Origin of the sequence: Amycolatopsis echigonensis, assembly GCF_014174495.1 — a bacterium.
GTDB classification, from domain to species: domain Bacteria; phylum Actinomycetota; class Actinomycetes; order Mycobacteriales; family Pseudonocardiaceae; genus Amycolatopsis; species Amycolatopsis echigonensis.
The window spans coordinates 141,096-165,397 of record NZ_JACJHR010000009.1 but is presented as its reverse complement, the minus strand read 5'-3'; the positions used below and the strand labels follow the sequence as shown (position 1 = coordinate 165,397).

Genomic DNA, 24,302 nt, shown 5'->3' with positions numbered 1-24,302 from the left:
TCGTGCCCTCACCCGCCCATTCCGCGAGAGGAGTAAGCGTGACCGAAGGTGGGACTCGTGCCCTTATTCCGCCGGGCCGGGAACGGACCGCCGGAGCTGGCTACTCGCCAGGCGTGGTGGTGGCAAACCGGCGACTGGTGTTCGTGGCCGGTCATACCGGACAGGACGACGAGGGCAGGCCAATCGCCGATCCGGAGGCGCAGTTCGTGTCTCTCTTCGAGCGCCTGCGCCAGGTCCTCGCGGCCGCGGACGGAAGTTTCGCCGATGTGGTCGACATGACCTCCTACCACGTTTCCTTCGACACGCTGGAGGTCTTCCTGAAGGTCAAGGCTCGCTACCTCACCGGGCCGGTCCAACCCGCGTGGACAGCGATCGGGGTCAGCGCCCTGGGCATCCCCGGCTGCTTGGTCGAGGTGAAGCTCACGGCCGCCGTATAGAGCGCCCGCACGGGAAGCCGAACCCGCCGAGCGCCATGTTCGGCTTCCCGTGCGTGGGTAGGGCGCTTGCCGCGCACTCAGCTAAGTGATGTCTCATAACTGAACTTGCAAATCGGGCTTGGCCAGGTTCGTGGTTACCCAGCGAGGGTCACTTTGCCAAAAATCGAGTTGCCGGACGAACCCAGAACCCACCCGCATCGGAATCATCGGCGCGGGCGGCATCGCCAGGAAGCCCAACCTGCAGGCGATCCCTTGCGTTGAGCTGGTGGCGGCCTGCAACGCGAGGCCAGAGACAGCCCGTCAGGTCGCCGGCGAGTTCCGCATCCCCGAGGTCGTGGCCCGCTCGTCGATGATCAGCCGAGACGACCTCGATGCGATCTGGATCGGAACACCGCCGATGACGCATGTGCCAAGCATGGGTGCGTGGGAAGGCTTGGCGACGACCTTGTCGCGCACGATCCGAGCTCACTAGTGGATCGTTCCAGCCGCCATCGACGGCGATCGTCTGGCCGAGGACGTAGCTGGAGGGGTCAGTGGCGAGGAACAGGAGCGCGCCGTCCGGCTCGTCAGCGCGGCCCAGCGGTATGTTGCGCAGCCGGGGTGCGCGACGCCGCCGCCTTGGATCCCACCTGCGTCCTGGGAGCACGATAACGGCGAGGCGCAGCACCAACCCGCGGCGGCTGCACTGATCGCCTTCGCTCCGCGCGCGATGGCTCCTCGAGAAGGTCGTGCGCCTCGGGTGACGCCGCGGAGCGCTCGAGTGGCTAACGCCTCGTTAATGGCGTCTTGGTACCACTGATTGCGCCAGCCGCGCGAGCTCACGACGATGTGAACGGATCGGAGGATGGGCCATGACCCAAACCAACGAGGCCTGCGGTGCCCGGCCCATGTCCAGGCAACGAGCAGTCTCGGCTTCAGCTCCCCGGGCGGTTGGCATCGCGAGGCACTCCTCCACGCTCGCCGCGACGTTGACGAGCGAAGACGACGCCCACGAGCAAGGCAGGCTGTCACCGCACGACCGGCTCACGTGCCCGGTACACCGGCGGTGGATCTACGAGTGCGTTTCCTCACCCGCGCACGCCATCCGGGTAACCGGCCACCGCTGGTGCCGACACTGCGACAGGCCGGCGAACATCGCGATCGACGAACTCGCCGGCACTGTCTCAATGACCTGCCCGCACTGCCACCTATCGCAGGACAGCGCCGTGAACCGGCAATTGCTTCAGTGGTGCCGAGCGAGCATCATCGCGGCTCGGCATGATGATGCTCGAAGCTCGTCCGACGCTGGGCGCATGCGAGTTGCGTGACGACCGATCGGCACCACCGGGTCCAACGACACGGAAGATCGGCTGCCGAGCATCCGGGGGTGCACAACACTGCAACCAACCCTGATCGCACCGACATTTCGCTTTCAACTGCGCGTTGCAGGCAATCCATCGACACCAGCCAGGCCTCCGATGGCCACGAGAGATACGCACCCGCCGAGGTTGAGCGTCCGGCGAGGCTGCGGTCGATCTGGACACGACCGCGGCATTGCAGGCCAATTCACCAGCCACATCACGACCGCAATGGACCAGAGGAAAAAGGCGGATCGACGTCGACAAATGAATAGCCGAGCCAGGAATCGAGTTGGCAGATGAACACGGTACGCACCCGCATCGGAATCATCGGCGCGGGAACCATCGCCCGAAAGGTGAACCTGCCCAACTTGCAAGCGCCGCGCACGTCGTACGCGTCGGCCGGGACCGTCTCCAGGGCGCGCTCAGGGAGTTTCCCAGCACGCTTGTGCGCTCCAAGCCCGGACAGCGCTTGCGTGCGCGCGAATTCGGCGAGCGCGATCCATACGTGTTCGCCGAGCTTCAATGCCGCCTCGTGCCCGCGGTCGGCCGCGATCCACGCCAGCTCGAACGCGCCCAGCCCCTTGGTCAGCAGCGTCGTGGTGTGTGTAGCGGTCACCAGCGACCGCAACGCCTCCGGCCTGTCGACATGAGTGTGCAAGGACAGCAGCAGGTCCGGCAGCCGCGCACCGACCTCGGCGTCCTGGTTGGCTTGACGCAGAGCCGCGAGGAGCTGCGTTTCCGACTGCAGCTCGGCCAGGTCACCGGTCGGCGGCTCGGCGCCGTCGAGGTCGGTGGACAGCAGCGCGTCCCGGATCGCGGGGATCGTGGCGTCCGCCTGCGGGTCCCGGATCTCCAGGCCGTCCCCGGTGATGTCTGACAGGCTCACCCGAAGCGCGCCCGCGATCTTCACCAGCGTCGAACGTGGTCGACCGGCTTCTGCTCGTTTTCGATCTTCGACAAATAGCCCTTGCTGATCCCGGACAGGCCGGCGAGCTGGTCGAGCGTCAGACCACGCCAGCGGCGAAAGCGTCGGACGGTGACACCGATCGAGTCCATGCCGACCAGGGTACAGACCCGGGTTTCCCGCAGGGAAACTTTTGTGACCTGCACGTTTGTACGGTCTCTGACCATGCGTAGTCGACCGCCTACCGCCGACCTCCGCACCGGGTGCGCGTGCCGGACCCTGGACAACGCCGAGAGCGTCCTGCGCGTCGAGGTCGACGCCCACGGCCGCATCACCCTCTCCGGCCCTGTCGGCGCCGTGCTGCTCACCGCCGAGCAAGTCGCCGTGCTGCGCAATCTGCTCGGCGACGCGCTCACCGTCTCCCTGCGCGACGCCCGGACCCCTCGGCGGCGTCCGACATGACCGCGCTCATCTACCTCAACCTCGACCACCTCCACCCCGTGATCAACGGAGTCTGGCATCACGCCCGCTTTGCCGCAGTACCCGCACCGAGCGACGCCATCACCACGCTGTGCGGAGAAACCGCCGTCGCGGCCTTCGAGCCGATGACCAGGCGCGCAGCCAACGGCCCGCCGCTTCAATGCCCGGTATGCCATCCCTGATTACGGGATGCGTCCCCGGTTTCCTCCACAAAGCGACCGCTTACAATGTAACGACGGGCGGGCTCGCCGGCCGGCGCGGGACTGGAGGAGGATCGGCGGATGACCACGCTTTCGGCCGACCTGTGGCCCGACGTGCAGCCCGAGACCGCGCGGCGGCTGATGCTCGCCGGGGTGGAGTCGTTCGCCGAGCGCGGGTACCACGCCACCACTACGCGCGACATCGCCGGAGCGGCGGGGATGAGCCCGGCCGCGCTGTACGTGCACTTCCCCTCCAAGGCCGCGCTGCTTTTCGCGATCAGCCGCAACGGCCACGAGCAGACGCTCGCCCTCGTCGAGGACGTCCTCGAGCGCGTCACGGACCCCGTGGAGCGGATGCGGCTGCTCGTCGAGGACTTCGTCGCGTGGCACGCGCGGCGGCACACGGTCGCGCGGGTCGTGCAGTACGAGCTGAATGCGTTGCCGGAGAAGGAATATCAGGTCGTCGCGCAGCTTCGGCGGCAAATCGAGCAGCGCGTGCGCGAGGTGATCGCCGAAGGGGTCGAGTCCGGCGCGTTCACCGTCGCCGACGTCGGGATCGCGGCGCGGGCCGTGCTGTCGCTGGGCGTTGACGTCGCGCGCTGGTACAGCGAACGGTCCCGGCAGACGCCCGCCGAACTCGGCAAGGAGTACGGCGAACTCGTCCTCCGCATGCTCGGCGCGAGCTAGATCGCCAGCACCAGCTTGCCCCGCGCCCGCCGCGACTGGCTCAGTTCGAGCGCGGCCCGCCAGTCGTCCAGCGGGAAAATCCGGGAGACCGGAATCGAAAACCGGCCCTCCGCCGCGAGCGACGCGAACTCGCCGAGGACGTCGTAGCGCGGTTGTGCGCCCGAGCTGACAATGGTCTGGACACCCGGTATGTCTGAGCTGAGGTCGAGGGTCAGCACGTGCCCGGGCTCCTTGACCGTGCGCACGAGTTCGGCCACTGCGCCGCTGAACGGAGCCGCGTCCAGCACGCGGTCGACCGGTCCCCCGGCCAGCGCCGTCACGCGCTCGGCGATCCCGTCCTGGTAGCTGGTGACTTCCGCACCGGCCGAACGAAGCGTCGACGCGTGCGTTTCGCCTGCCGTGACGATCACGCGCGCCCCGCGCAGGAGCGCGATCTGGGCCGCGGCGAACCCGGTGGTGGTGCCCGCACCGTGCACCAGCGAGGTGCCGGAGCCGAGTGCGTCGAGTGCCGCGTAGGCCATTCCGACGGCCATCGGCAACGCCGCGGCGTGCACCGCGTCGAGCCCGTCCGGGCGCGGGAACCACGAATCGAGCACTGCCAGCTCGGACGCGCCCGCGGTCGGGCCGGTGAACGGCGCGCAGCCGAACACCGGGTCGCCGACCTCGACGCCGGTCACGCCTTCGCCGAGCGCGTCGACCGTGCCGGACACCTCAAGCCCGACCCCGCGCGGCAGGTCACCGGCGAACAGGCCCTCGCACAACGCCCAGTCCGCCGGGTTCAGGCCGCACGCCTGGACCGCGACGCGGATCTGGCCCGGCCTGGGTTCCGGGGCCGCCGCGTCCTCGACCCGCAGGACCTCGGCCGCGGGGCCGTGTTCGTGAAAACGAAGGGTGCGCATGGGACTGTCTCCTCGTGAGTGATGACAGAAGCTGTCGTCACTCACGCTACCAGAGGGATGACAGCATCTGCTGTCGCTACACTGGGCGCATGGCTCGATGGGAGGGCAACACCCGGAACCGGCTCGAACAGGCCGCGCTGGCGTTGTTCGAGGAACAGGGCTACGACCGGACGACGGTCGCGCAGATCGCGCAGCGCGCGAACCTCACCGAGCGGTCGTTCTACCGCTGGTTCGCCGACAAACGGGAAGTGCTGTTCGGCGGCAGCCAGGAGCTGGAAGCCGAGTTCGTCGCAGCGATCGACGCCGTCCCGCCGGGCACTCCCGCGCTGCCGACGCTGCTGGCCGCGTTCGCCACTGCGCCGCGCGTATTCCGTCCGCGCGAATTCCTGCTGCGGCGAGCAGCGGTGATCGCGGCCAATCCCCCGCTGCGCGAACGGGAACTGATCAAACTGGTCACTATTTCGGAAACGCTCACCAGCGCATTGCTGGACCGCGGCATTGATCCGGAAACCGCACGATTGGCCACCGACCTCGGACTGTCCGTCCTGCGACTGGCCACCGAACGCTGGGTGGCCAAGGAACGCCGTGACGGCAACGGTTTCCCGGAGGCGTTGTCAGCCGCCGCCGCGGATCTGCTCGCCGTCGCCGCCGACGGAATGCCGCGCTGACACCGCCCGCGCGAAGCGGTCCGCGATGTGCCCGAGGCGCTCCAGCAATTCCGGCGGCGCGTCCTCCACCACGAAGTCGAATTCCCATTGCGCGAGGTAAAAAGGAATGTAGTCGAAGGTTTTCGCGCCGGTGCGCAGGCGGCAGGTTTCGTCGTCGATCGGCTCGACCACCGCGGTCGTCGGCGAAACCCGTGCCGCCAGCACCTCCGCCGGAGCCGACACCCGCAGCGTCACGATGTGCGGATACGGCGCGGTCGCGATCCGGCTCGACACATACGCGGCGAGGTCCTCGGCCGGTGGTTCCCTTGGCGTGAAACGGAAACTGGGCGTCGGAACCCCGTCGATCCGGTCCAGCCGGAAGGTGCGCCAGTCGTCGCGGCCGAGGTCCCACGCGACGAGGTACCAGCGCCAGCCGGTGTGCACGAGCCGCAGCGGCTCCACGTCGCGCTCGGCCACATCGCCCGCGTGCGTGCCGTAGGTGAACCGCAGCCGTTCGTTGTCCCGGCAGGCGGCGGCCACCACGGTGAGCAGTTCCGCGTCGATCATCGGCCCGCGTCCCGGCATCCGGACCAGCGCCGAATCCATCGCCCGCACCCGGTGCCGCAGCCGCGCGGGCAGCACCTGTTCGAGCTTCGCCAACGCCCGCACGGACGTCTCCTCGATGCCCGACACCGTGCCGTTCGCCGCCGTGCGCAGGCCGACCGCCACTGCGACCGCCTCGTCGTCGTCCAGCAGCAATGGCGGCAACGCCGCGCCGGAACCCAGCCGGTACCCGCCCGCGACCCCCGGCGTCGCGTGCACCGGATAGCCGAGCTGCCGCAGCCGTTCGACGTCGCGGCGGATCGTCCGGACGTCGACCCCCAACCGGCCCGCGAGATCCGGACCAGGCCAGTCGCGGCGCGCCTGCAGCAACGAGAGCAGGCGCAACAGGCGTTCGGAGGTTCCATACATGCCGCTCACTCTGCCACGCATCGCGGACAGATTCGGTCCTCGATCACCCAGGACTTGCCGTACTCCGCGATCACCGGCAAAGGTGACCGCATGCTCGACGACCTGCTCGCTGTCGCCCGCGAAGAGGCGGAAGCCGGAAAAGCCGAGGGCGGCGTGCCGATCGGCGCGGCCCTGTTCGACCGGGACGGGAAGCTGCTCGGCCGCGGACACAACCGCCGCGTCCAGGACGGCGACCCGTCGCTGCACGCCGAAACCGCCGCGTTCCGCGCTGCCGGCCGCCGCCCGCACTACCGCGACACGATCATGGTCACCACGCTGTCGCCGTGCTGGTATTGCAGCGGCCTGGTGCGGCAATTTGGCATCCCGCACGTGGTGATCGGCGAATCCCGCACGTTCACCGGCGGCCACGACTGGCTGGCCGGGCACGGCGTCCGCATCGACCTCCTGGACGACCCCGCGTGCGTCGCCCTGATGACGGAGTTCATCGAGCGGGAGCCCGCGCTGTGGTTCGAGGACATCGGCGAGCCGACGTGACTCACGCCAGCGGCGAGAACTCCGTCGGCACCGCGATGATCGAGTCCGCGTCGAGGATCTCCTCCGGCGCGCCCGGCGGCGGCCACATCCCCTTCGCGTAGAGCTCGCGGCGGATCGCGAGCCGTTCGTCCAGGCTCTGGAACGGCCAGATCTGGATGATCCGGTCCGGACCGTCGAGCGCGTACATCACCACGGTCAGCGGATCGACCAAGTGCCGCGCGGGCAACGCTTTCCGCCAGCCGTCGATCGTCGCGGTCAGCCCGCCCGGCCGCAGGTGGTAGTCGCGGATCTCGTACACCGAGCCGTACTTCCCCGGTCGCACCGGCGGGACGAACGGGAACGGCGCGTAACTCTGCAACGACAGGTCAGTCAGGCAGCCGCCGCCGAACGGCTTGCGGCTGCGCCGGGCCCGCAACCGCTCCTCGTCCAGCGCTTGCTGATTCTCGAATCCGCGCAGCACGACCAGTCTGCCGAGCGGGCCGTTCTCCGTCTGCCAGCAGCCGAGCAGCTCGCCGTGCCCCTCGACCCACGGCTGCACGCCCTCGATCGCTTTCGGTCCGTCGAGCAGCTGAAACGACAGAATCGCCAGCTCGTACCGGACGGCTTGCTGCTCCGGGGAAACGTCGGCCCCGCTGATCTGCACTGGTTCGGTCATGACGCTCCAGTTCATGCCTCGCGTTGGTGCCGCTCCGAGGGCGCCGATGACCGGGATTGGCCCCTCCAGCGTGACACAGCGTTCCGACCGCGCACGCTGACCGGTTTCGCCCGCACGTCGTTTGCCCGGTCGTCCGCCCACGGCTTCCCGATAGTCCCGCTCACCGGCATCGCGGAAACCTCCCGGCGACCTCGGTGGGCTTCGGTGAGGTTTTTTCCCACCCGCGCCCATGTCTTGACACTTCTCAATGGTCTAGTCCATTGTGACTGCGCACACACTCGCCCGAGTGCCTGCGAGGCGCCGCCGCCACGTCCGGCTTCGCCAGGTGCTCCGATGCCGCGTGCCTCCGGGCGCGCGTTCCCCCATTGGAGGGCCCATGAAATCCTTGCGCCGCACCACTCCCCGCCGGACACTCGCCGGACGGATCGGCGTACTGGCGCTCGCCGCCGGAGCCGCTTTGTCCACGGCGACCGGCACCGCCTCGGCCACGGGGGATCCCGTTCTGGCGGCGCCGTATCTGTACCAGTGGGGCGGGCAGAGCGATCCGTCCGCCGCGATGGACGCGACCGGCGTCAGCGCGTTCACCCTGGCGTTCATGCTTTCCAGCGGCGGCTGCGCACCGGCGTGGGACGGCAACCGCCCGCTCGACGGCACCGACGCCGCGATGATCCAGAAGATCCGCGCCGCGGGCGGCGACGTGATCCCGTCGTTCGGCGGCTGGCAGGGCAACAAACTGGGCCCGAACTGCGGGTCGCCGGAGGAGCTGGCCGGCGCGTACCAGAAGGTGATCGACGCCTACGCCCTCAAGGCGATCGACCTCGACATCGAGAACACCGACGAGTTCGAGAACGCCGCCGTGCAGGACCGGACCCTCGGCGCGGTCAAGATCGCCAAGGACAAGAATCCGAACCTGCGGGTCGTGATCACCATGGGCACCACGCCGCAAGGCCCGAACGACTGGGGCAAGCGGCTGATCACGCAGGCGAAGGCGCTGGGCGCGGACGTCGACGTGTGGTCGGTGATGCCGTTCGACTTCTCCGACGGCGGCGACATGGTCGCGATGACGAAATCCGCGGTGGACGGCCTGGTCAGCGAACTGAAGTCGACGTTCGGCTGGGACGACGCGACCGCCTACCACCGCGCCGGGCTGTCGTCGATGAACGGCAAGACCGACCGGGCCGGCGAGGTCGTGTCCGTCGCGGACTTCACCGCGATCCGCGACTGGGCCGCCGAACACCACCTGGGCCGCGTCACGTTCTGGGCAACGAACCGCGACTGCGGCGGGATCGACCAGGAGAACTACGCGTTCACGAAGGTCGTGGCCGGATACAACGGCTGATCCCGCCGGGGGGCGGGTTGGCCGCGGTTCGACTGGGCTGCGCCCGGCTGGCGGCGGTTCGGCCAGCCTGCGCCGGACTGGCAGCGGCTCGCCAACCCGAGCCGAGCTGGCGGCGGTTCAGCTGACCGCGGGCGGGCTGGCGGCGGTTCAGCTAAGCGAACCGGAGCTTCGTGCGGTCAGCCGAGCAGGCCTGCGTGGACTGAACCACTGCCTCGGGCCTCTCAGCCGCCCGGTCTGGCGGAGCGCGGCGACGGGGACCTTCCTGCCCGGAGGGTCCCCGTTCCGCCGTCCGTCACGCACTGTGTGCGAGTACGGCCGAACGGGTGAAGATCAGGCAGCGGCGGTGACCGACAGCGCGGCCACTCCGGCCTCGGTCAGCTCGGCGGGGACCCGTCCGGCGGAAGCCACGCCGGTGCCGGGGCGGACGTAGCCGCCCTTGGCGAGCGCGTGCGCGGTCATCTGGTCGCAGCAAGCGAAACCGTCGACGAACAGGTCGGGCTCGCAGCTGGTCGACATCTCCGCGCGCTGCTCCGCGACCGCCTTCAGCATCGCCATCGCGCGATGGGTCAGCTCGACGGCCGCCCCTTCTGAACCGGACACCGGGATCGCCTTCTTCCTCGTGAAGCTACTTACTCCACGTTATCGCCGATTGGGCCGAATGTGTTAACACCCACACTGTAGCCGTTCGGGAATGAGACGAGGCCTAGACCTGTTGGGTTCCCGCCAGACGAGACTCGAGCGTCCGCGCCCACTCGCGCACGATCTGCTCGCGGCGGCGGGTGTCGTCGGTGAGAAGGTTGGCGAGGCCGAGCCCGCGGCCAAGGTCGAGAGTGGCCTGGACCAGCTCGCGCACCCCCGGCTGGGTCTCGTCGACCCCGAGCAGTTCGACCGCGACCCGATGCGCCTCCCGGCCGACGCGCGCCTCCAGCGGCACGAGCACGTCGCGCAACTGGTCGTCCGTCGACGCGACGGCCCACAGTTGCAGCGCTGCCCGGAACATCGGCCCGGTGTAGAGGGTCAGCAGCATCTCGACGACCCACTCGATCCGCGACGCCCCATCCGGCGACCCGGCCGCGCGCGTGCGCAGTTCGTCCAGCTGAGCCTCGCCGAGCAACTCGACAGCCGCGGCGACCAGCGATTCCCGGGTCGGAAAGTGATGCTGCGCGGCACCCCGGGAAACCCCGGCCCGCTCCGCGATGACCGCGACGGTGACCCCATGCCAGCCGCGCTCCCCGATGCAGTCCATCGCGGCCTCGATCAACCGCCGCCGCGTGGTGCGGCTGCGTTCTTGCTGCGGTTCGCGGAGCATCAGGCGTCACCTGCTTGACGGGCGAGGTTTGCCCGCGTGGTGCGGGGTTGGGCGAGGATTGCCCGCGCAGTAAAGAGACGAGCAGGGTTTGCCCGTCCAATACGGGAGGCGGTGAGGTTTACCCGCGAGGCGTAGTGGTGGGCGAGATTTGCCGACGAGGCGCGCGACACCAACCCGCTCCGGGCATCACCAGCCCGCCGAGCCGACTCCTGCCCAGCACCGCGGCCGCCCCGCGCCAGTTCCCGCCGGTCCACGCCCGAACAGGCCATCCGCCACGCACTCCGCGCCGCGAGACTTTCAGCGCGGCCGCCACCAAACCGCCCCGGCCCGCGCCGAACGCCCGGCCGCGCGCCGCAGCCGGGCATCCGATCGCCGACGCACCTCATGACTTCACCACTGCTCAGTACGACTTCGGCAGCCCAAGGCTGTGCTGCCCCACGAAATTCAGCACCATCTCGCGGCTCACCGGCGCGATCCGGCCCAGCCGCACGGCCGTCACCAGGCTGCCCAGGCCGTATTCGGTCGCCAGGCCGTTGCCGCCGTGGGTCTGTACTGCCTGGTCGACCGCGCGGATCGCCACCTCCGCCGCCGCGTACTTCGCCATGTTCGCGGACTCGCCGGAGGCGAAATCGTCGCCCGCGTCGTACAACGAGGCGGCCTTCTGCGTCATCAGTTTCGCCAGCTCAAGCTCGATTTTCACCTGCGCGAGCGGATGCGCGAGCCCCTGGTGCGACCCGATCGGCGCGCCCCACACCTGCCGTTCGTTCGCGTACCCGACCGCCTTGTCCAGGGCGTACCTCGCGGTCCCCAGCGAGAACGACGCTCCCATGATGCGTTCCGGGTTCAGGCCCGCGAACAGTTGCGCGATCGCCGCGTCCTCCTCGCCCACCAGGGCTTCCGCGGGCAACCGCACGTCGTCCAGGAACAGCGAGAACTGGTTTTCCGGCGCGACGATGTCCATGTCGATCTTCGTGAACTCGAACCCGGGCGTGTCCGTCGGCACCACGAACAGCGCCGGCTTCAAGCGCCCGGTCTTCGCGTCCTCGGTGCGGCCGACGACGAGCACCGCGTCCGCCTCGTCGACGCCCGAGATGAACACCTTGCGCCCGGACAGCACCCAGTCGCCGCCGTCTCGGCGGGCGGTCGTGGTGATGCGGTGGGAGTTGGATCCGGCGTCCGGTTCGGTGATCGCGAAGACGATCTTCTTGCTGCCGTCCGACATTCCCGGGAGCCATTGCTTTTTCTGGTCCGGCGTGCCGAAGCGCGACAGCACCGTCCCGACGATCGCCGGCGACACCACCATCAGCAGCAGCGGCGAACCCGCGGCCGCGAATTCCTCCAGCACCGCGGCGAGATCCGCGATCCCGGCTCCCCCGCCGCCGTACTCCTCCGGCAGGTTCACGCCCAGGTAGCCGAGCCGTCCGGCTTCGTTCCACAGCTCGTCGGTCTTCTCGCCCGCCCGGGCCTTCTTCGCGTAATAGTCGTGGCCGTACTTGCCCGCCAGATCGGCCGCGGCCTTCCGCAGCGCCATCCGCTCCTCAGGCTCGACGAAGTTCATCGCGTTCATTCGGTCTCTCCCACCACAGCCAGCACCGCGCCTACCTCGACCTGTTGCCCGACCTCGACCGGCAGTTCGGCGACCACGCCGTCCGCCGGGGCCGAGATCCGGTGTTCCATCTTCATCGCTTCCAGCCACAGCAACGGATCGCCCGCCCGCACACTGTCCCCAGCGGACACGGCGAGCCGCACGACCGTGCCCGGCATCGGCGCGAGCAGCGATCCCGCGGCCAGCGCCGCATCGGGATCGGCGAACCGCGGCTCGGCGGTCAGCGCCACCGAACCCAGCGGCGAGTCCACATAGGACACCGAGCCGTGCCGGGCGACCGCGAAGGTCCGGCGCACTCCGGCGATGTCGAGGACCACCCGGTTCGGTTCGGCCGAGACCAAGACGACATCGTCATAGCCGTCAGCGCGCAGTCCGTCCCGGGTCAGCGAGTAGACGACCTCGTAACGGTTGTCTCCCTTGGCGAATACCTTGCGCTGACCGGCGGAGCGGACGTTGCGCCAGCCGCTGGGCAACCGCCCCAGCGTGGTGGCGGAGGCCCGGTTCCCCGCCGCGTCGGCCAGTGCTGCCGCCAGCGAGGACCACCGTTCCGTGTCCACAGTGGCCAGCGGAGCGGCCAAGGTATCCAGCCCGTGCCGGTCGAAGAATGCGGTATCCGTTTCCCCGGCCAGGAAGGCCTCGTGGCGCAGGATCCGGACCAGCAAGTCGCGGTTGGTCACCACACCGTGGATCTTCGCGCCGGCCAAAGCACCGGCGAGCCGACGCGCGGCTTCCGCCCGCGTGGGCGCCCACGTGATGACCTTCGCCAGCATCGGGTCGTAGTGGACGCCGATCACCGAACCGGATTCCACGCCGGAGTCCAGCCGCAGTCCCGCGCCGTGCGTGAATTCGCGGTCCACTCCGGACACTTCGAAGGTGTGCAGCGTTCCGCTCTGCGGCTGCCATCCGGCCGAAGGATCTTCCGCGTACAGGCGGACTTCGATCGAATGCCCGTTGGCGGCAGGCGGCTCCCCAGGCAAGCGAGCGCCCTCGGCCACCGAAAGCTGCAACGCCACCAGGTCCAGCCCGGTGACGTTCTCCGTCACCGGATGCTCGACCTGCAGCCGCGTGTTCATTTCCAGGAAGTAGAACCGGCCGTCCGGACCGGCCAGGAACTCGACGGTTCCCGCACCGACGTAGTCGATCGCCTGCGCGGCCTTGCGCGCGGCGTCGAACAGTTCGGCCCGCATGGCCTCGTCCACAAAGGGCGATGGCGCTTCTTCGACGACCTTCTGATGCCGGCGCTGGATGGAGCACTCCCGCTCCCCCACCGCCCAGACCGTGCCGTGCGAATCGGCGAGCACCTGGACCTCGATGTGCCGTCCGGTTTCGAGGTACCGCTCGCAGAACACCGTCGGATCGCCGAACGCCGACCCGGCTTCGGCACGGGCGCTCTCCACCGCTTCGGCCAACTCGCCCAGCGAGCGGACCACGCGCATGCCTCGACCGCCGCCCCCGGCGGAAGCCTTGACCAGCAACGGAAGATCGGTCTCGGTCACCGTTTCCGGGTCCAATTCGGACAGCACCGGGACCCCGGCGGCGGCCATCAGCCGTTTCGACTCCACTTTGGAGCCCATGGTCTCGATCGCCGCGGGCGGCGGGCCGACCCAGGTGAGCCCGGCGTCGAGCACCGCGCGGGCGAAACCGGCGTTTTCGGACAGGAACCCGTACCCGGGGTGGATCGCGTCGGCCCCGGCGTCCGCCGCGGCTTTGACGATCAGTTCGGCGCGCAGATACGTGTCGCCCGGAGCGTTGCCCGGCAGCCGGACCGCGACGTCGGCTTCCCGCGCGTGCGGCGCGTCGGCGTCCGCGTCGGAGAACACCGCGACCGTGCCGATTCCGGCGTCCCGGCAGCTGCGGAACACGCGGCGGGCGATCTCGCCCCGGTTGGCGACCAGCAGATTCTGGATCATGGCCCTCACATCCGGAAGACGCCGAAGCCGCCTTCGACGCCCTTCACTGGTCCGTTGTGGATCGCCGACAGGCTCATCCCGAGCACCGTGCGGGTGTCGCGCGGGTCGATGATGCCGTCGTCGTAAAGCATGCCGGAAAGGAACATCGGCATCGATTCCGCCTCGATCTGGTTTTCCACCATGGCGCGCATCGCGGCGTCGTTCTCCTCGCTGTACTCCTGGCCGCGGCTCGCCGCGGCGGCACGGGCCACAATGGACAGCACGCCGGCCAGCTGGGCTGGTCCCATCACCGCGGATTTCGCGCTCGGCCAGGCGAACAGGAACCGCGGATCGTAGGCGCGGCCGCACATTCCGTAATGCCCGGCCCCGTAGGACGCTCCCATGAGGACGGACAGGTGCGGCACCTTCGAATTCGACACCGCGTTGATCATCAGCGCGCCGTGCTTGATGATCCCGCTCTGCTCGTATTCCTTGCCGACCATGTAGCCGGTCGTGTTGTGCAGGAACACCAGCGGCGTGTCGATCTGGTTGGCCAGCTGGATGAACTGCGCGGCCTTCTGCGATTCCTCGCCGAACAGCACGCCCTGCGCATTGGCCAGGATTCCCACCGGATAGCCGTGGATGCTCGCCCATCCGGTGACCAGGCTCGGCCCGTACAGCGGCTTGAACTCGTCGAAATCCGACCCGTCCACGACGCGTGCGATCACCTCGCGCGGGTCGAACGGGATCTTCAGGTCGGTCGGCACGATGCCGAGCAGATCCTCGGCGTCGAACAACGGCTCGGCGTAATCCGGTTTGGGGGACGGACCCTGTTTGGTCCAGTTGAGCCGCTTGATGATGCCGCGGCCGAGCCGGATCGCGTCCTCCTCGTCCACCGCGAGGTAATCCGCGAGCCCGGACGTCCGCGCGTGCATCTCCGCGCCGCCGAGGGATTCGTCGTCGGATTCCTCGCCGGTCGCCATCTTGACCAGCGGCGGACCGCCGAGGAAGACCTTCGCGCGTTCCTTCACCATCACGACGTAGTCGGACATGCCCGGCAGATACGCGCCACCCGCGGTGGAGTTGCCGAACACCAACGCGATTGTCGGTACCTTCGCCGCCGAAGAACGTGTCAAATCACGGAAGATCCGGCCGCCGGGAATGAAGATTTCCTTCTGCGTCGGAAGATCCGCGCCGCCGGACTCGACCAGGTTGATCACCGGCAGCCGGTTCTGCGCCGCGATGTCCGCCGCCCGGAACGACTTCTTGGTCGTCCACGGATTGCTCGCGCCGCCCTTGACCGTCGGGTCGCTGGCCGAGATCAGGCATTCGACGCCCTCTACGACACCGATGCCGGTGATCACGCTCGCGCCGACCCGGTAGTCCGAGCCCCACGCGGCCAGCGGCGACAGCTCCAGGAACGGCGAATCCTCGTCCAGCAGCAGTTCGATCCGCTCGCGCGCCAGCAGTTTCCCGCGCTTGCGGTGGCGTTCGACGTACTTTTCCCCGCCGCCGGCGACCGCCTTGGCGTGTTCGGCGTCGATCTCCGCGAGCTTCTCCAGCATCGCCTCGCGGTTCGCGGCGAACTCGTCGGCCCGGGTGTCGACTGTGGACCTGATAGTGGTCATGCGGTGTATCCCAATCGCTTCGCGGCCAGTCCGGTGAGGATTTCGGTGGTGCCGCCGCCGATGCCGAGAATGCGGACGTCTCGGTAGTGCCGCTCCACTTCGGACTCGCGCATATAGCCGAGTCCTCCGTGCAATTGCACCGCCTCGTTCACAACCCATTCGGCAGCCTGCACCGCGGTGTTCTTCGCGAAGCACGCTTCGGCGATCACTTCCTCGCCGGACACGTGCCGAATCGCGACCTGCCGGGCGTACGTCCGCGCGACGTCGATCTTGCAGGCCATCTCGGTGAGCTTGTGCTGGACGAGCTGCCGCGAAATCAACGGACGCCCGAACGTCTCGCGCATCCGGCACCAGTCCAGCGTCAGATCGAGTGCTCGCTGCGCGTGCGCATAGGCTTGCACCGCCAGCGAAAGCCGTTCGGTGACGAACTGCGTGGCCACCTGAGCGAACCCGCTGTTCTCCGCACCGACCAGGTTCTCCGCCGGCACTCGAACGTCCACATACGACAGTTCAGCGGTGTCCGAAGCCGCCCAGCCCATCTTCTCCAGCTTGCGCGACACGGTGAACCCAGGCGTCCCGCGCTCGACCACGATCAGCGAAAGCCCATGCGCGCCTGCCTCGCCCGTTCGAACCACAGTGGTCACGAAGTCCGCGCGGCACCCTGACGTAATGAACGTCTTGGCCCCGTTGATCACATACTCGTCGCCCTCGCGCACGGCCGTGGTGCGGATCCCGGCGACGTCGGAACCGCCGTCCGGTTCAGTAACCGCCAGCGAACCGATCTTCTCGCCTTCGAGGGTCGGCCGGACCCAGCGTTCGATCTGCACCGGGTCGCCGGCCTCGACGATGTGCGGGACCGCGATCCCGCAGGTGAACAGCGACGCGAACAGTCCGCCGGACCCGCCCGCGTAGTGCATTTCCTCGGCGACCACGAGCGCGTCGAGGTAATTGCCGTCGCCGCCGCCCGCGGATTCGGGGAACGCGACCCCGAGCAGGCCCAGTTGCCCCGCCTTGCGATGCAGGTCGCGCGGCAGTTCCCCGGCCCGCTCCCAGTCGTCCAGGTGCGGCAGCACGTCCTTCTCCACGAACCGGCGCACCGTCGCGCGCAGTTCGGTGCGTTCCGGCGTGCGGAACGGATCCACGGTCACAGCAGGGCCTCCGGAACGTCGAGTTCGCGCGCTCGCAGCCACTCGCCGAGCGCCTTCGCCTGGGGATCGAACCTGGCCTGCGAAGCGACGCCGTCGCCGAGAATGCCCTCGACCACGAAGTTCATCGCCCACAGGTTCGGAAGCAGATGCCGGGTGACCGGCAGTCCTTCGGTTTCCGGCAGCAGACGGCGGAATTCCCCGACGGTCAGCCGGTGCACGAGCCAGCGCCAGGCTTCCTCGGACCGCACCCACACGCCGAGGTTCGCGTTGCCGCCCTTGTCGCCGCTGCGCGCCCCCACCACGAGCCCGAGCGGCACGCGCCGCACCTTGTCCGCCTGCAACGGTTCCGGCAGTGCCGGTTCGTCCACTTCGGACAGCTCAAGCGTCTCGGAAGCGGGGGCGATGTCTACTTTGGATCCGTCCGGCAGCACCGCGACGTGCGGCACCGCGGCAGCGTCCACAAAGGCCGCCGAATAGACCCCGAACGGCGACGCGTCCGAAGGCGGTGCGGTCACGTGGAATCCCGGGTAGCTCGCAAGCGCCAGCTCGATCGCCGCTCCGCTGAACGCGCGTCCGGCGATCTTCGGATCGTTGTCCTTCACCGCGACGTGCAGCAGCGCGCTCGCGCGTTCCTCGGTGTCGGCATCCGCATGATCGGTGCGGGCGAGCGTCCACCGGACCTCGGCTGGCGGACGCTTCGCCAGCGCGCCTTCCAGCTGTTCCCGCACCAGCGCGGCTTTTTCCTCGATGTCCAGTCCAGTAAGGACGAACGTCGTCTCGTTCCGGAACCCGCCGAGCCGGTTCAGACACACCTTCAACGTCGGCGGCGGCGCTTCCCCGCGAACCCCGCTGATCCGCACCCGGTCCGGTCCATCGTCCGACAGCGACAGCGTGTCGAATCGCGCCGTCACATCCGGATTCGCATACCGCGCGCCGGTAATCTCGTACAACAGCTGCGCCGTGACAGTTCCGGTATTGACGACACCGCCTGTGTCCGGATGCTTCGTGATCACGCTGGACCCGTCCGCGTGGATCTCCGCGATCGGGAACCCCGGCACGCCGATCGGCTGTTCCCGGAAGAACGCGTAGTTCCCGCCGGTCGCCTGCGCGCCGCATTCGATGACGTGACCCGCCGCGACCGCACCGGCCAGCGCGTCGTAGTCGTCGCGGGCCCAGCCGAAGTGCGCCGCCGCCGGTCCGACGATCACCGACGCGTCCGTGACCCGCCCGGTCACCACCACGTCCGCGCCGGCCTTGAGACATTCCGCGATGCCCCACGCGCCGAGATAAGCGTTGGCGGTCAACGGTTTCTCGAAGCCGAACTCGTCGGCGCGCGCGATCAGGTCGTCGCCCTCGACGTGCGCGACCTTCACCTCGACCCCGAGTTTCGCGGCCAGTTCGCGCAGCGCGTCGGCGAGCCCGGCCGGGTTGAGCCCGCCCGCGTTCGCGACGATCCGGACGCCTTTGTCCTTCGCCAGTCCGAGGTTTTCCTCCATTTGCCGAAGGAATGTTTTGGCGTAGCCACGAGCCGGGTCCTTCATCCGGTCCCGGCCGAGGATGAGCATGGTCAGCTCGGCGAGGTAATCGCCGGTCAGAACGTCGAGCGGGCCGCCGGTCAGCATTTCCCGCACCGCGGAGAACCGGTCGCCGTAAAATCCGGACGCGTTCCCGACGCGCAACGGCGCGCTCATGCGAACTGCCCCGGTTTGCGCCCCGCCCCGGGCGGGCCGGCGAACGCCTGCGCGATGCCCAGCCATTCCTCGACATCCGCGCCCGTCGCGACCAGATCAGTGTCCGCCGGATGCCGGCGCTGCGTCGCGACCAGGCAGAAGTCGAGCGCACTCCCGGTCAGCCGCTGCTTCGCGTCCTCCGGCCCGAACGCCCACGTGCTGCCGTCCGGCGCGGTCAGCTCGACCCGGAACTCCTCGGTCGGCGGCGCGAGCGAATGCACCTTGTACGCGAAATCGCGCGTCCGCGTGCCGAAGCGGGCGATGTGCCACAGCCGTTCGGTGGGCTCGCGCTCGACGCCGAGCGCGTCGGCGATGTCCTGGCCGTGTGCCCAGGTCTCCATCATCCGCGCGGTCGCCATGGAAGCCGCGCTCATCGGCGGGCCGTACCACGGCAGCTTCTGCCCCTCCGGCACCACGGCCAGCGCCTCGGCCAGCGCGGCTCGTCCGGCTCGCCACTGCGCCAGCAGTTCGGCCGGGGGCAGCTGAGCCCCTTCCTCGGCACCCGCGTCGACGTAGTTTTCGCCGATGCTCAACAGGTTCTCGACCTCGGACTGCCAGTCCTCCGGCCGGCTGGCGGAGATCAGCGATTTGCTGTCGGTCCACGCCAGATGCGCGATCTGATGCGCGATGCTCCAGCCGGGTGCCGGCGTCGGCCGAGCCCATTCCCCGGCGGGCAACCCCGCGACCAGGTCGTCGACCGCCTGCGATTCGGCCGCGAGATCCCGGAGGATCCCCGCGAGATCAGCCATTCCTGCGCCTCCCTGCGTCCGCCGCACCACCTCGTGCGGACCCAGCGTGGACCCTGCCCCCGGAAAAATCAAGCGCGCATGATTGTTTTCCCTCGGCAGCCGAGCTCGCGAGAGAACCCGGGGCTCTGATTCCCTCAGGGTGCCCCTCACGACCCGCCACCGGTCGCCGCCTCCGACGCGCCCCAAGGTGGCATTGGATGCGTTCCACGAACCCAATGCCACATAGGGGCGCAAGCCCCACCACCCACGAAACCGCAACCGCGCACCCCGCCATCGAGGCACCCAGCCTCTCCCCCGCAGCCCGATACGAAGCCTCCCTGCGGGCGGCGGGTGCTTGTCAAGGCATCTTTCCCGCCTTGACAAGCACCCGCCGCCCGTCAGCACAATCAAGCTTCGGGGTGCCCCACGCCAACCCAAGGGCGCAATGTCGCCGCCAGGCGACGAGCCGCCCGCCCAGCCGCCGCCCCACCCTGTTGACACAGTGAAAACAAGCGCCCTACCGTCCTCCCATGGACTCCTACGCGGAGATCGCCTACGAGGTCGCCGCCAAGGTCGCGACCGTCCTGCTCGACCGGCCCGGAGCCCGCAACGGCTACACGATCCGGATGGCCGACGAACTCGCCCACGCCCTCGACCGAGCCGACCGCGACGAGGACGTCCGGGCGGTCGTGCTCGGGACCACCGGCAAGGACTTCTCCGTCGGGGCCGATCTCTCCTCCGGCGGGTTCGACTTCGGCGACCGGCCGCCGGACGACTGGCAGGAGCCCGCGGGCCGCGTGTCGAAGCGGATTTTCACGATGAACAAACCGGTGCTCGCCGCGTTGCGCGGGGCGTCCGTCGGCGCGGGCATCACCATCACGCTGTCCTGCGATTACCGGTTCGCCTCCACCGACTCCAAGTTCGGCTTCGTCTTCACCCGCCGCGGCATCTACCCCGAAGGCGCGTCCGCATGGTTCCTCCCCCGCCTCGTCGGGATGGGCACGGCCGTCGACTGGATGGTCAGCGGACGGCTCTTCGGCCCCGACGAAGCGCTCCGAGCCGGGCTCGTCCACCAGGTCCACGACCCCGACGAGGTCCTCGCGCAAGCACAGACCAAGGCGAAAGAAATCGCCGAGACCACCGCTCCGGTGGCAGTCGCGGTCACCCGGCAGCTGCTCTACCGGATGGCCTCGGCACCGTCGCCCTTCGACGTCCATCAGGTGGACTCGAAGCTCATCTCCCAGCCGGGCTCGAACCCCGACGCCGTCGAAGGCATCGCTTCCTTCTTCCAGAAACGCCCGCCCGAGTTCCCGTTGCGCGTCGACCGCGATCTGCCGCCGTATCTGCCCTGGATCGCCGAATGACCGACTACCCGCCCGAACCGTGGCGCCTCGTCGCCGACGCGTGCATCTCGATGTGGCGAGTCCCCGTCGACGAACTCCCCGCCTTGCCCGCGGAACCCCTGGTCGTCAACAAGCAGGCCGCCGTCTTCACCGCCTGGATCGACTACCTGCCGTCCGGCCAGCTGAGCTACCACGAACTCCTCTCCTGCGTCGCCGTGCGCGGCCGAGGGCTCGCCGCGTCGATCACCGACATCTGGGTCGACAGCGAGGTCTCGCTCGCGGGCGGGCGCGAGCTGTGGGCCATCCCCAAGGAGTTCGCGGCGTTCACCTTCACCGGCGGGCGCACCTTCACCGCGGCGACTTCCGACGACTGGATCGCCACCGCCGCCTTCACCCCGCGCCTCGGGCTCCCGATCACCGTCCCGATACGCTTCGAGATCGCCCAGGACCGCGGCGGCAGCCCGCTGCGTACCCCGGTCGAGTGGCGTTCGAAGCCCCGCGCGGCCGCCGCGGACTGGTCGGTCAACCCCGCCGGGCCGCTGGGTTTCCTGGCCGGGAAACGGCCCGTGGCCAGTGCGGCGCCGCGCGCCGCGAAGCTCCGTTTCGGATCTTGCCCTCGGTGATCGGATAACCCGCCAGGGTGAGACCGACACGCCATACCTTGGGGCCCGTGCGAGCCTCCACCCCAACATGTAGTCTCTGAGAACCGGCAGCCCCCAGCGACGGGGAGACCGCTTGAAGAGGGCGGCCGGGCTGTTTCGCCGAAACCGCAGCGCATGGCCTTGACCGGCCGTGTGCCGCTCGAACGCGCCCATTTCGAGGAACTGTTGGAGACACGCATGTCAGTGGAAACCGGTCAGCGGCCGCCGTCGGCGGCGGAGGGGGCCCCGAGCGCGGTCCGCGTCATCCGGCGGGACGGAAGCGTCTCGCCCTTCGACGCGGGCAAGATCTCGGTGGCGCTGACCAAGGCCTTCCTCGCGGTCGAGGGCGGCGACGCCGCCGCGTCCTCCCGCGTGCACCACGTGGTCGCGGAGCTGACCGGGCAGGTCGAGGCGGCGCTGCTGCGCCACACCGGCCCGGAGACCCCGCTGCACATCGAGCAGATCCAGGACCAGGTCGAACTCGCCCTGATGCGCGGCGAGCACCACAAGGTCGCCCGCGCGTACGTCCTCTACCGCGACGAGCGCGCGAAGGCCCGCGAGGCCGCCGCGCCGGCACACGCCGAGGTCGCGCTGAGCGTCAAGGGCGCCGACGGAACGCTGCGCCCGCTCGACTGGGCGCGCGTTTCGCACGTCGTCGGCGAGGCCGTGGCCGGGCTCGAGGACGTGTCCGCCGAGCCGGTGCTGGCCGAGGCGAAGCGCAACCTCTACGACGGCATCACCGCCGACGAACTGGCGCTCGCGCAGATCATGGCCGCGCGCGTGCTCGTCGAGCAGGAGCCGAACTACTCGTTCGTGTCCGCCCGGCTGCTGCTGGACAAGCTGCGCGGCGAAGCGCTGAGCTACCTCGCCGGAGCCCCGCGCCAGGCCAGCCAGGACGAGATGGCGAGCGAGTACGCGCCGTACTTCCGCGCCTACCTGCGCCGCGCCGTCGAACTCGAACTGGTCGACCCCGAGCTGACCACGTTCGACCTGGACAAGATCACCGCCGCGATCCGCCCCGAACGCGACCTCGACTTCGGCTTCCTCGGCCTGCAGACCCTGTACGACCGGTACTTCCAGCACCACAACGGCGTGCGGTTCGAGCTGCCGCAGGCGTTCTTCATGCGCGTCGCGATGGGCCTGGCGATCCGCGAGGACAACCGCGAAGCCCGCGCGATCGAGTTCTACGAACTGCTCTCGACGTTCCACTTCATGGCGTCCACCCCGACGCTGTTCAACAGCGGCACCAACCGCGCCCAGCTGTCGTCCTGCTTCCTGACCACTGTGGACGACGACCTGGACTCGATCTTCCAGGCGTACAAGAACAACGCGCTGCTGGCCAAGTACTCCGGCGGCCTCGGCAACGACTGGACCCCGGTCCGCGGCCTCGGCGCGCACATCAAGGGCACCAACGGCCAGTCCCAGGGCGTCGTGCCGTTCCTGAAGATCGCCAACGACACCGCGGTCGCGGTCAACCAGGGCGGCAAGCGCAAGGGTGCGGCGTGCGCCTACCTGGAAACCTGGCACGTCGACATCGAGGAATTCCTCGACCTGCGCAAGAACACCGGCGACGACCGGCGGCGCACGCACGACATGAACACCGCCAACTGGGTCCCGGACGAGTTCCTGCGCCGCGTCGAGGCGAACGCCGAGTGGACGCTGTTCTCGCCGAACGAGACGCCGGACCTGCACGACCTCTACGGCAACGCGTTCGCGCAGCGCTACCGCGAGTACGAGGCGGCCGCCGCGCGCGGCGAGATCAAGGTGTTCCGCAAGGTCCGCGCGGTCGAGCTGTGGCGGCGGATGCTGACCATGCTGTTCGAGACCGGCCACCCGTGGATCACCTTCAAGGACCCGTGCAACCTGCGTTCGCCGCAGCAGCACGTCGGCGTCGTGCACTCGTCCAACCTGTGCACCGAGATCACGCTGAACACGAACACCGAAGAGGTCGCGGTCTGCAACCTCGGCTCGGTGAACCTGCTCAAGCACGTCACTCCGTCCGGTTTGGACACCGAGCGGCTCGAGAAGACCGTGCGCACCGCGGTCCGCATGCTCGACAACGTGATCGACATCAACTTCTACACGATCCCGGAAGCGCGCCGTTCCAACCTGCGCCACCGTCCGGTCGGCCTCGGCATCATGGGCTTCCAGGACGCGCTGTTCGAGCTCGGCGTGCCGTTCGCGTCGGAAGAAGCGGTGAAGTTCGCCGACGTGTCGATGGAGCACCTCTCCTACTACGCGATCTCGGCCTCGACCGATCTCGCCGAGGAACGCGGCCAGTACCAGACGTTCGAGGGTTCCTTGTGGAGCAAGGGAATCCTGCCGATCGACTCGATGCAGCTGCTCATCGACGCCCGCCAGGGCGACGGCCTCGACGTCGACACCTCCACGACGCTGGACTGGGCCCCGCTGCGCGAGCGCGTCAAGACCGTAGGCATGCGCAACTCCAACGTCATGGCGATCGCGCCGACCGCGACGATCTCCAACATCTCCGGCGTCGGCCAGTCGATCGAGCCGCTGTTCCAGAACCTGTACGTCAAGTCGAACATGTCCGGCGACTTCACCGTCGTCAACCCGCACCTGGTCAAGAGCCTCAAGGCACGCGGCCTGTGGGACGAGGTCATGGTCAGCGACCTGAAGTACTTCGACGGCAGCCTCGGCCAGATCGACCGGGTTCCGGACGACCTCAAGGCGCTGTACGCGACCGCCTTCGAGATCGAGTCGAAGTGGATCGTGGACGCCGGTTCGGTGCGGCAGAAGTGGATCGACCAGGCTCAGTCGCTGAACCTGTACATCGCGGCGCCGAGCGGCCGCAAGCTCGACGAGCTGTACCGCTACGCCTGGCACAAGGGCCTCAAGACCACGTACTACCTGCGGGCGCAGTCCGCGACGCACGTGGAGAAGAGCACCCTGCGCGGCACCGACGGCAAGCTGAACGCCGTCTCCGCCACCCCGGCCCCGGCCTCTCCGGCTGCCGCGGCCCCGGCCGCCGCGCCTTCCCCGGCGCCGTCGCCTTCGCCGTCCGCCGCGGTTCCGGCCGTCTCCCCCGCGCCGTCGCCGTCGCCCGCCGCGGCCGTCCCGGCGGAACCGAAGGAGATGCCGAAGACCGACGTCGACTTCGTCGCCACCGAGGGCGCGGCCTGCCGGATCGACGACCCCGACTGCGAAGCCTGCCAGTAAGGAACC

The 24,302-nt window shown here is 69.0% G+C and carries 24 protein-coding genes; 11 read left to right on the top strand and 13 right to left on the bottom strand.

Annotated elements, in window-relative coordinates:
- Positions 1 to 38 precede the first annotated feature (38 nt).
- Together H5411_RS09205 and H5411_RS09200 are read left to right on the top strand one after the other, a co-directional pair.
- Complete coding sequence (locus H5411_RS09205; RefSeq protein WP_220816688.1) at positions 39 to 437, top strand: Rid family hydrolase; 399 nt, start codon at positions 39 to 41, stop codon at positions 435 to 437.
- Positions 438 to 555: 118 nt separating this feature from the next.
- Entirely contained in the window at positions 556 to 909 is a 354-nt protein-coding gene (locus H5411_RS09200) for a Gfo/Idh/MocA family oxidoreductase (RefSeq protein WP_183123556.1), read from the top strand.
- A 1,085-nt stretch (positions 910 to 1,994) separates the two neighbouring features.
- Here H5411_RS09200 and H5411_RS09195 read toward each other — a convergent pair.
- Together H5411_RS09195 and H5411_RS47460 are read right to left on the bottom strand one after the other, a co-directional pair.
- Entirely contained in the window at positions 1,995 to 2,687 is a 693-nt protein-coding gene (locus tag H5411_RS09195) for a hypothetical protein (protein WP_246368873.1), read from the bottom strand.
- On the bottom strand, positions 2,684 to 2,833 hold the full coding sequence (locus H5411_RS47460) for a helix-turn-helix domain-containing protein (RefSeq protein ID WP_246368872.1): 150 nt from the start codon (positions 2,831 to 2,833) through the stop codon (positions 2,684 to 2,686). Before H5411_RS47460 ends, H5411_RS09195 begins: the two co-directional genes overlap by 4 nt.
- A 73-nt stretch (positions 2,834 to 2,906) precedes the next feature.
- Here H5411_RS47460 and H5411_RS09190 point away from each other — a divergent pair, with 73 nt between their 5' ends.
- From H5411_RS09190 to H5411_RS09180, 3 genes are all read left to right on the top strand, one after another.
- Positions 2,907 to 3,143: a hypothetical protein gene (locus H5411_RS09190; RefSeq protein ID WP_183123555.1), complete on the top strand. Its 237-nt coding sequence runs from the start codon at positions 2,907 to 2,909 to the stop codon at positions 3,141 to 3,143.
- Positions 3,140 to 3,343, top strand: coding sequence for a hypothetical protein (locus H5411_RS09185; RefSeq protein ID WP_183123554.1), 204 nt, complete (start codon positions 3,140 to 3,142; stop codon positions 3,341 to 3,343). Before H5411_RS09190 ends, H5411_RS09185 begins: the two co-directional genes overlap by 4 nt.
- 99 nt (positions 3,344 to 3,442) lie before the next feature.
- Complete coding sequence (locus tag H5411_RS09180) at positions 3,443 to 4,048, top strand: TetR/AcrR family transcriptional regulator (protein WP_183123553.1); 606 nt, start codon at positions 3,443 to 3,445, stop codon at positions 4,046 to 4,048.
- On the opposite strand, the gene H5411_RS09175 is transcribed toward H5411_RS09180, so the two are convergent.
- The gene (locus tag H5411_RS09175) at positions 4,045 to 4,947 is read right to left on the bottom strand and encodes an NADP-dependent oxidoreductase (protein WP_183123552.1); all 903 of its coding nucleotides are present in this window, start codon (positions 4,945 to 4,947) and stop codon (positions 4,045 to 4,047) included. The two genes, H5411_RS09180 and H5411_RS09175, sit on opposite strands and share 4 nt — an antisense overlap.
- Before the next feature lie 89 nt (positions 4,948 to 5,036).
- On the opposite strand from H5411_RS09175, the gene H5411_RS09170 reads away from it, so the two are divergent.
- Positions 5,037 to 5,615: a TetR/AcrR family transcriptional regulator gene (locus H5411_RS09170; RefSeq protein ID WP_183123551.1), complete on the top strand. Its 579-nt coding sequence runs from the start codon at positions 5,037 to 5,039 to the stop codon at positions 5,613 to 5,615.
- On the opposite strand, the gene H5411_RS09165 is transcribed toward H5411_RS09170, so the two are convergent.
- Positions 5,562 to 6,566: a helix-turn-helix transcriptional regulator gene (locus H5411_RS09165; protein WP_183123550.1), complete on the bottom strand. Its 1,005-nt coding sequence runs from the start codon at positions 6,564 to 6,566 to the stop codon at positions 5,562 to 5,564. The two genes, H5411_RS09170 and H5411_RS09165, sit on opposite strands and share 54 nt — an antisense overlap.
- A 90-nt stretch (positions 6,567 to 6,656) precedes the next feature.
- On the opposite strand from H5411_RS09165, the gene H5411_RS09160 reads away from it, so the two are divergent.
- The gene (locus H5411_RS09160) at positions 6,657 to 7,100 is read left to right on the top strand and encodes a nucleoside deaminase (protein ID WP_183123549.1); all 444 of its coding nucleotides are present in this window, start codon (positions 6,657 to 6,659) and stop codon (positions 7,098 to 7,100) included.
- A 1-nt stretch (position 7,101) separates the two neighbouring features.
- Here the strand turns inward: H5411_RS09160 and H5411_RS09155 are convergent, their stop codons facing one another.
- A complete protein-coding gene (locus H5411_RS09155) occupies positions 7,102 to 7,755 on the bottom strand; it encodes an NIPSNAP family protein (RefSeq protein ID WP_183123548.1) in 654 nt (217 codons plus the stop codon).
- Positions 7,756 to 8,131: 376 nt separating this feature from the next.
- Here H5411_RS09155 and H5411_RS09150 point away from each other — a divergent pair, with 376 nt between their 5' ends.
- A complete protein-coding gene (locus H5411_RS09150) occupies positions 8,132 to 9,094 on the top strand; it encodes a chitinase (protein ID WP_183123547.1) in 963 nt (320 codons plus the stop codon).
- A gap of 330 nt (positions 9,095 to 9,424) precedes the next feature.
- Here H5411_RS09150 and H5411_RS09145 read toward each other — a convergent pair whose 3' ends face one another.
- The 8 genes from H5411_RS09145 to H5411_RS09110 all read right to left on the bottom strand — a co-directional run bounded on the left by H5411_RS09145 (position 9,425) and on the right by H5411_RS09110 (position 19,153).
- Positions 9,425 to 9,694, bottom strand: a complete 270-nt coding sequence (locus H5411_RS09145) for a hypothetical protein (protein WP_312877978.1) — start codon at positions 9,692 to 9,694, stop codon at positions 9,425 to 9,427.
- A gap of 103 nt (positions 9,695 to 9,797) precedes the next feature.
- Positions 9,798 to 10,403, bottom strand: a complete 606-nt coding sequence (locus H5411_RS09140) for a TetR/AcrR family transcriptional regulator (protein ID WP_183123546.1) — start codon at positions 10,401 to 10,403, stop codon at positions 9,798 to 9,800.
- A 400-nt stretch (positions 10,404 to 10,803) separates the two neighbouring features.
- A complete protein-coding gene (locus H5411_RS09135; protein ID WP_183123545.1) occupies positions 10,804 to 11,970 on the bottom strand; it encodes an acyl-CoA dehydrogenase family protein in 1,167 nt (388 codons plus the stop codon).
- Complete coding sequence (locus tag H5411_RS09130; protein WP_183123544.1) at positions 11,967 to 13,919, bottom strand: acetyl/propionyl/methylcrotonyl-CoA carboxylase subunit alpha; 1,953 nt, start codon at positions 13,917 to 13,919, stop codon at positions 11,967 to 11,969. The genes H5411_RS09135 and H5411_RS09130 overlap by 4 nt, the downstream gene beginning before the upstream one ends.
- 5 nt (positions 13,920 to 13,924) lie before the next feature.
- On the bottom strand, positions 13,925 to 15,526 hold the full coding sequence (locus tag H5411_RS09125) for an acyl-CoA carboxylase subunit beta (RefSeq protein WP_101438631.1): 1,602 nt from the start codon (positions 15,524 to 15,526) through the stop codon (positions 13,925 to 13,927).
- Complete coding sequence (locus H5411_RS09120) at positions 15,523 to 16,674, bottom strand: acyl-CoA dehydrogenase family protein (protein ID WP_101438630.1); 1,152 nt, start codon at positions 16,672 to 16,674, stop codon at positions 15,523 to 15,525. Before H5411_RS09120 ends, H5411_RS09125 begins: the two co-directional genes overlap by 4 nt.
- Positions 16,671 to 18,365, bottom strand: coding sequence for an acyclic terpene utilization AtuA family protein (locus H5411_RS09115; RefSeq protein ID WP_183123543.1), 1,695 nt, complete (start codon positions 18,363 to 18,365; stop codon positions 16,671 to 16,673). Before H5411_RS09115 ends, H5411_RS09120 begins: the two co-directional genes overlap by 4 nt.
- Positions 18,362 to 19,153 carry a TIGR03084 family metal-binding protein gene (locus H5411_RS09110; protein ID WP_183123542.1) on the bottom strand — a complete coding sequence of 264 codons (792 nt, stop codon included), beginning with the start codon at positions 19,151 to 19,153 and terminating at the stop codon, positions 18,362 to 18,364. The genes H5411_RS09115 and H5411_RS09110 overlap by 4 nt, the downstream gene beginning before the upstream one ends.
- 509 nt (positions 19,154 to 19,662) lie before the next feature.
- On the opposite strand from H5411_RS09110, the gene H5411_RS09105 reads away from it, so the two are divergent.
- The 3 genes from H5411_RS09105 to H5411_RS09095 all read left to right on the top strand — a co-directional run bounded on the left by H5411_RS09105 (position 19,663) and on the right by H5411_RS09095 (position 24,296).
- Positions 19,663 to 20,496, top strand: coding sequence for an enoyl-CoA hydratase-related protein (locus H5411_RS09105; RefSeq protein ID WP_183123541.1), 834 nt, complete (start codon positions 19,663 to 19,665; stop codon positions 20,494 to 20,496).
- Positions 20,493 to 21,098: an acetoacetate decarboxylase family protein gene (locus tag H5411_RS09100; protein WP_183123540.1), complete on the top strand. Its 606-nt coding sequence runs from the start codon at positions 20,493 to 20,495 to the stop codon at positions 21,096 to 21,098. Before H5411_RS09105 ends, H5411_RS09100 begins: the two co-directional genes overlap by 4 nt.
- A gap of 216 nt (positions 21,099 to 21,314) precedes the next feature.
- Positions 21,315 to 24,296: a ribonucleoside-diphosphate reductase subunit alpha gene (locus H5411_RS09095; RefSeq protein ID WP_183123539.1), complete on the top strand. Its 2,982-nt coding sequence runs from the start codon at positions 21,315 to 21,317 to the stop codon at positions 24,294 to 24,296.
- The last annotated feature ends 6 nt before the right edge of the window (positions 24,297 to 24,302 follow it).

What these genes read in the sequence shown, in the direction of transcription:
- H5411_RS09095 (WP_183123539.1), top strand. Translation starts at nt 21,315, where the DNA reads ATGTCAGTGGAAACCGGTCAGCGGCCGCCGTCGGCGGCGGAGGGGGCC.
- H5411_RS09180 (WP_183123553.1), top strand. Translation starts at nt 3,443, where the DNA reads ATGACCACGCTTTCGGCCGACCTGTGGCCCGACGTGCAGCCCGAGACC.
- H5411_RS09185 (WP_183123554.1), top strand. Translation starts at nt 3,140, where the DNA reads ATGACCGCGCTCATCTACCTCAACCTCGACCACCTCCACCCCGTGATC.
- H5411_RS09175 (WP_183123552.1), bottom strand. Translation starts at nt 4,947, where the DNA reads ATGCGCACCCTTCGTTTTCACGAACACGGCCCCGCGGCCGAGGTCCTG.
- H5411_RS09110 (WP_183123542.1), bottom strand. Translation starts at nt 19,153, where the DNA reads ATGGCTGATCTCGCGGGGATCCTCCGGGATCTCGCGGCCGAATCGCAG.
- H5411_RS09140 (WP_183123546.1), bottom strand. Translation starts at nt 10,403, where the DNA reads ATGCTCCGCGAACCGCAGCAAGAACGCAGCCGCACCACGCGGCGGCGG.
- H5411_RS09135 (WP_183123545.1), bottom strand. Translation starts at nt 11,970, where the DNA reads ATGAACGCGATGAACTTCGTCGAGCCTGAGGAGCGGATGGCGCTGCGG.
- H5411_RS09100 (WP_183123540.1), top strand. Translation starts at nt 20,493, where the DNA reads ATGACCGACTACCCGCCCGAACCGTGGCGCCTCGTCGCCGACGCGTGC.
- H5411_RS09115 (WP_183123543.1), bottom strand. Translation starts at nt 18,365, where the DNA reads ATGAGCGCGCCGTTGCGCGTCGGGAACGCGTCCGGATTTTACGGCGAC.
- H5411_RS09155 (WP_183123548.1), bottom strand. Translation starts at nt 7,755, where the DNA reads ATGACCGAACCAGTGCAGATCAGCGGGGCCGACGTTTCCCCGGAGCAG.
- H5411_RS09165 (WP_183123550.1), bottom strand. Translation starts at nt 6,566, where the DNA reads ATGTATGGAACCTCCGAACGCCTGTTGCGCCTGCTCTCGTTGCTGCAG.
- H5411_RS09160 (WP_183123549.1), top strand. Translation starts at nt 6,657, where the DNA reads ATGCTCGACGACCTGCTCGCTGTCGCCCGCGAAGAGGCGGAAGCCGGA.
- H5411_RS09190 (WP_183123555.1), top strand. Translation starts at nt 2,907, where the DNA reads ATGCGTAGTCGACCGCCTACCGCCGACCTCCGCACCGGGTGCGCGTGC.
- H5411_RS09105 (WP_183123541.1), top strand. Translation starts at nt 19,663, where the DNA reads ATGGACTCCTACGCGGAGATCGCCTACGAGGTCGCCGCCAAGGTCGCG.
- H5411_RS09125 (WP_101438631.1), bottom strand. Translation starts at nt 15,526, where the DNA reads ATGACCACTATCAGGTCCACAGTCGACACCCGGGCCGACGAGTTCGCC.
- H5411_RS09170 (WP_183123551.1), top strand. Translation starts at nt 5,037, where the DNA reads ATGGCTCGATGGGAGGGCAACACCCGGAACCGGCTCGAACAGGCCGCG.
- H5411_RS47460 (WP_246368872.1), bottom strand. Translation starts at nt 2,833, where the DNA reads ATGGACTCGATCGGTGTCACCGTCCGACGCTTTCGCCGCTGGCGTGGT.
- H5411_RS09150 (WP_183123547.1), top strand. Translation starts at nt 8,132, where the DNA reads ATGAAATCCTTGCGCCGCACCACTCCCCGCCGGACACTCGCCGGACGG.
- H5411_RS09130 (WP_183123544.1), bottom strand. Translation starts at nt 13,919, where the DNA reads ATGATCCAGAATCTGCTGGTCGCCAACCGGGGCGAGATCGCCCGCCGC.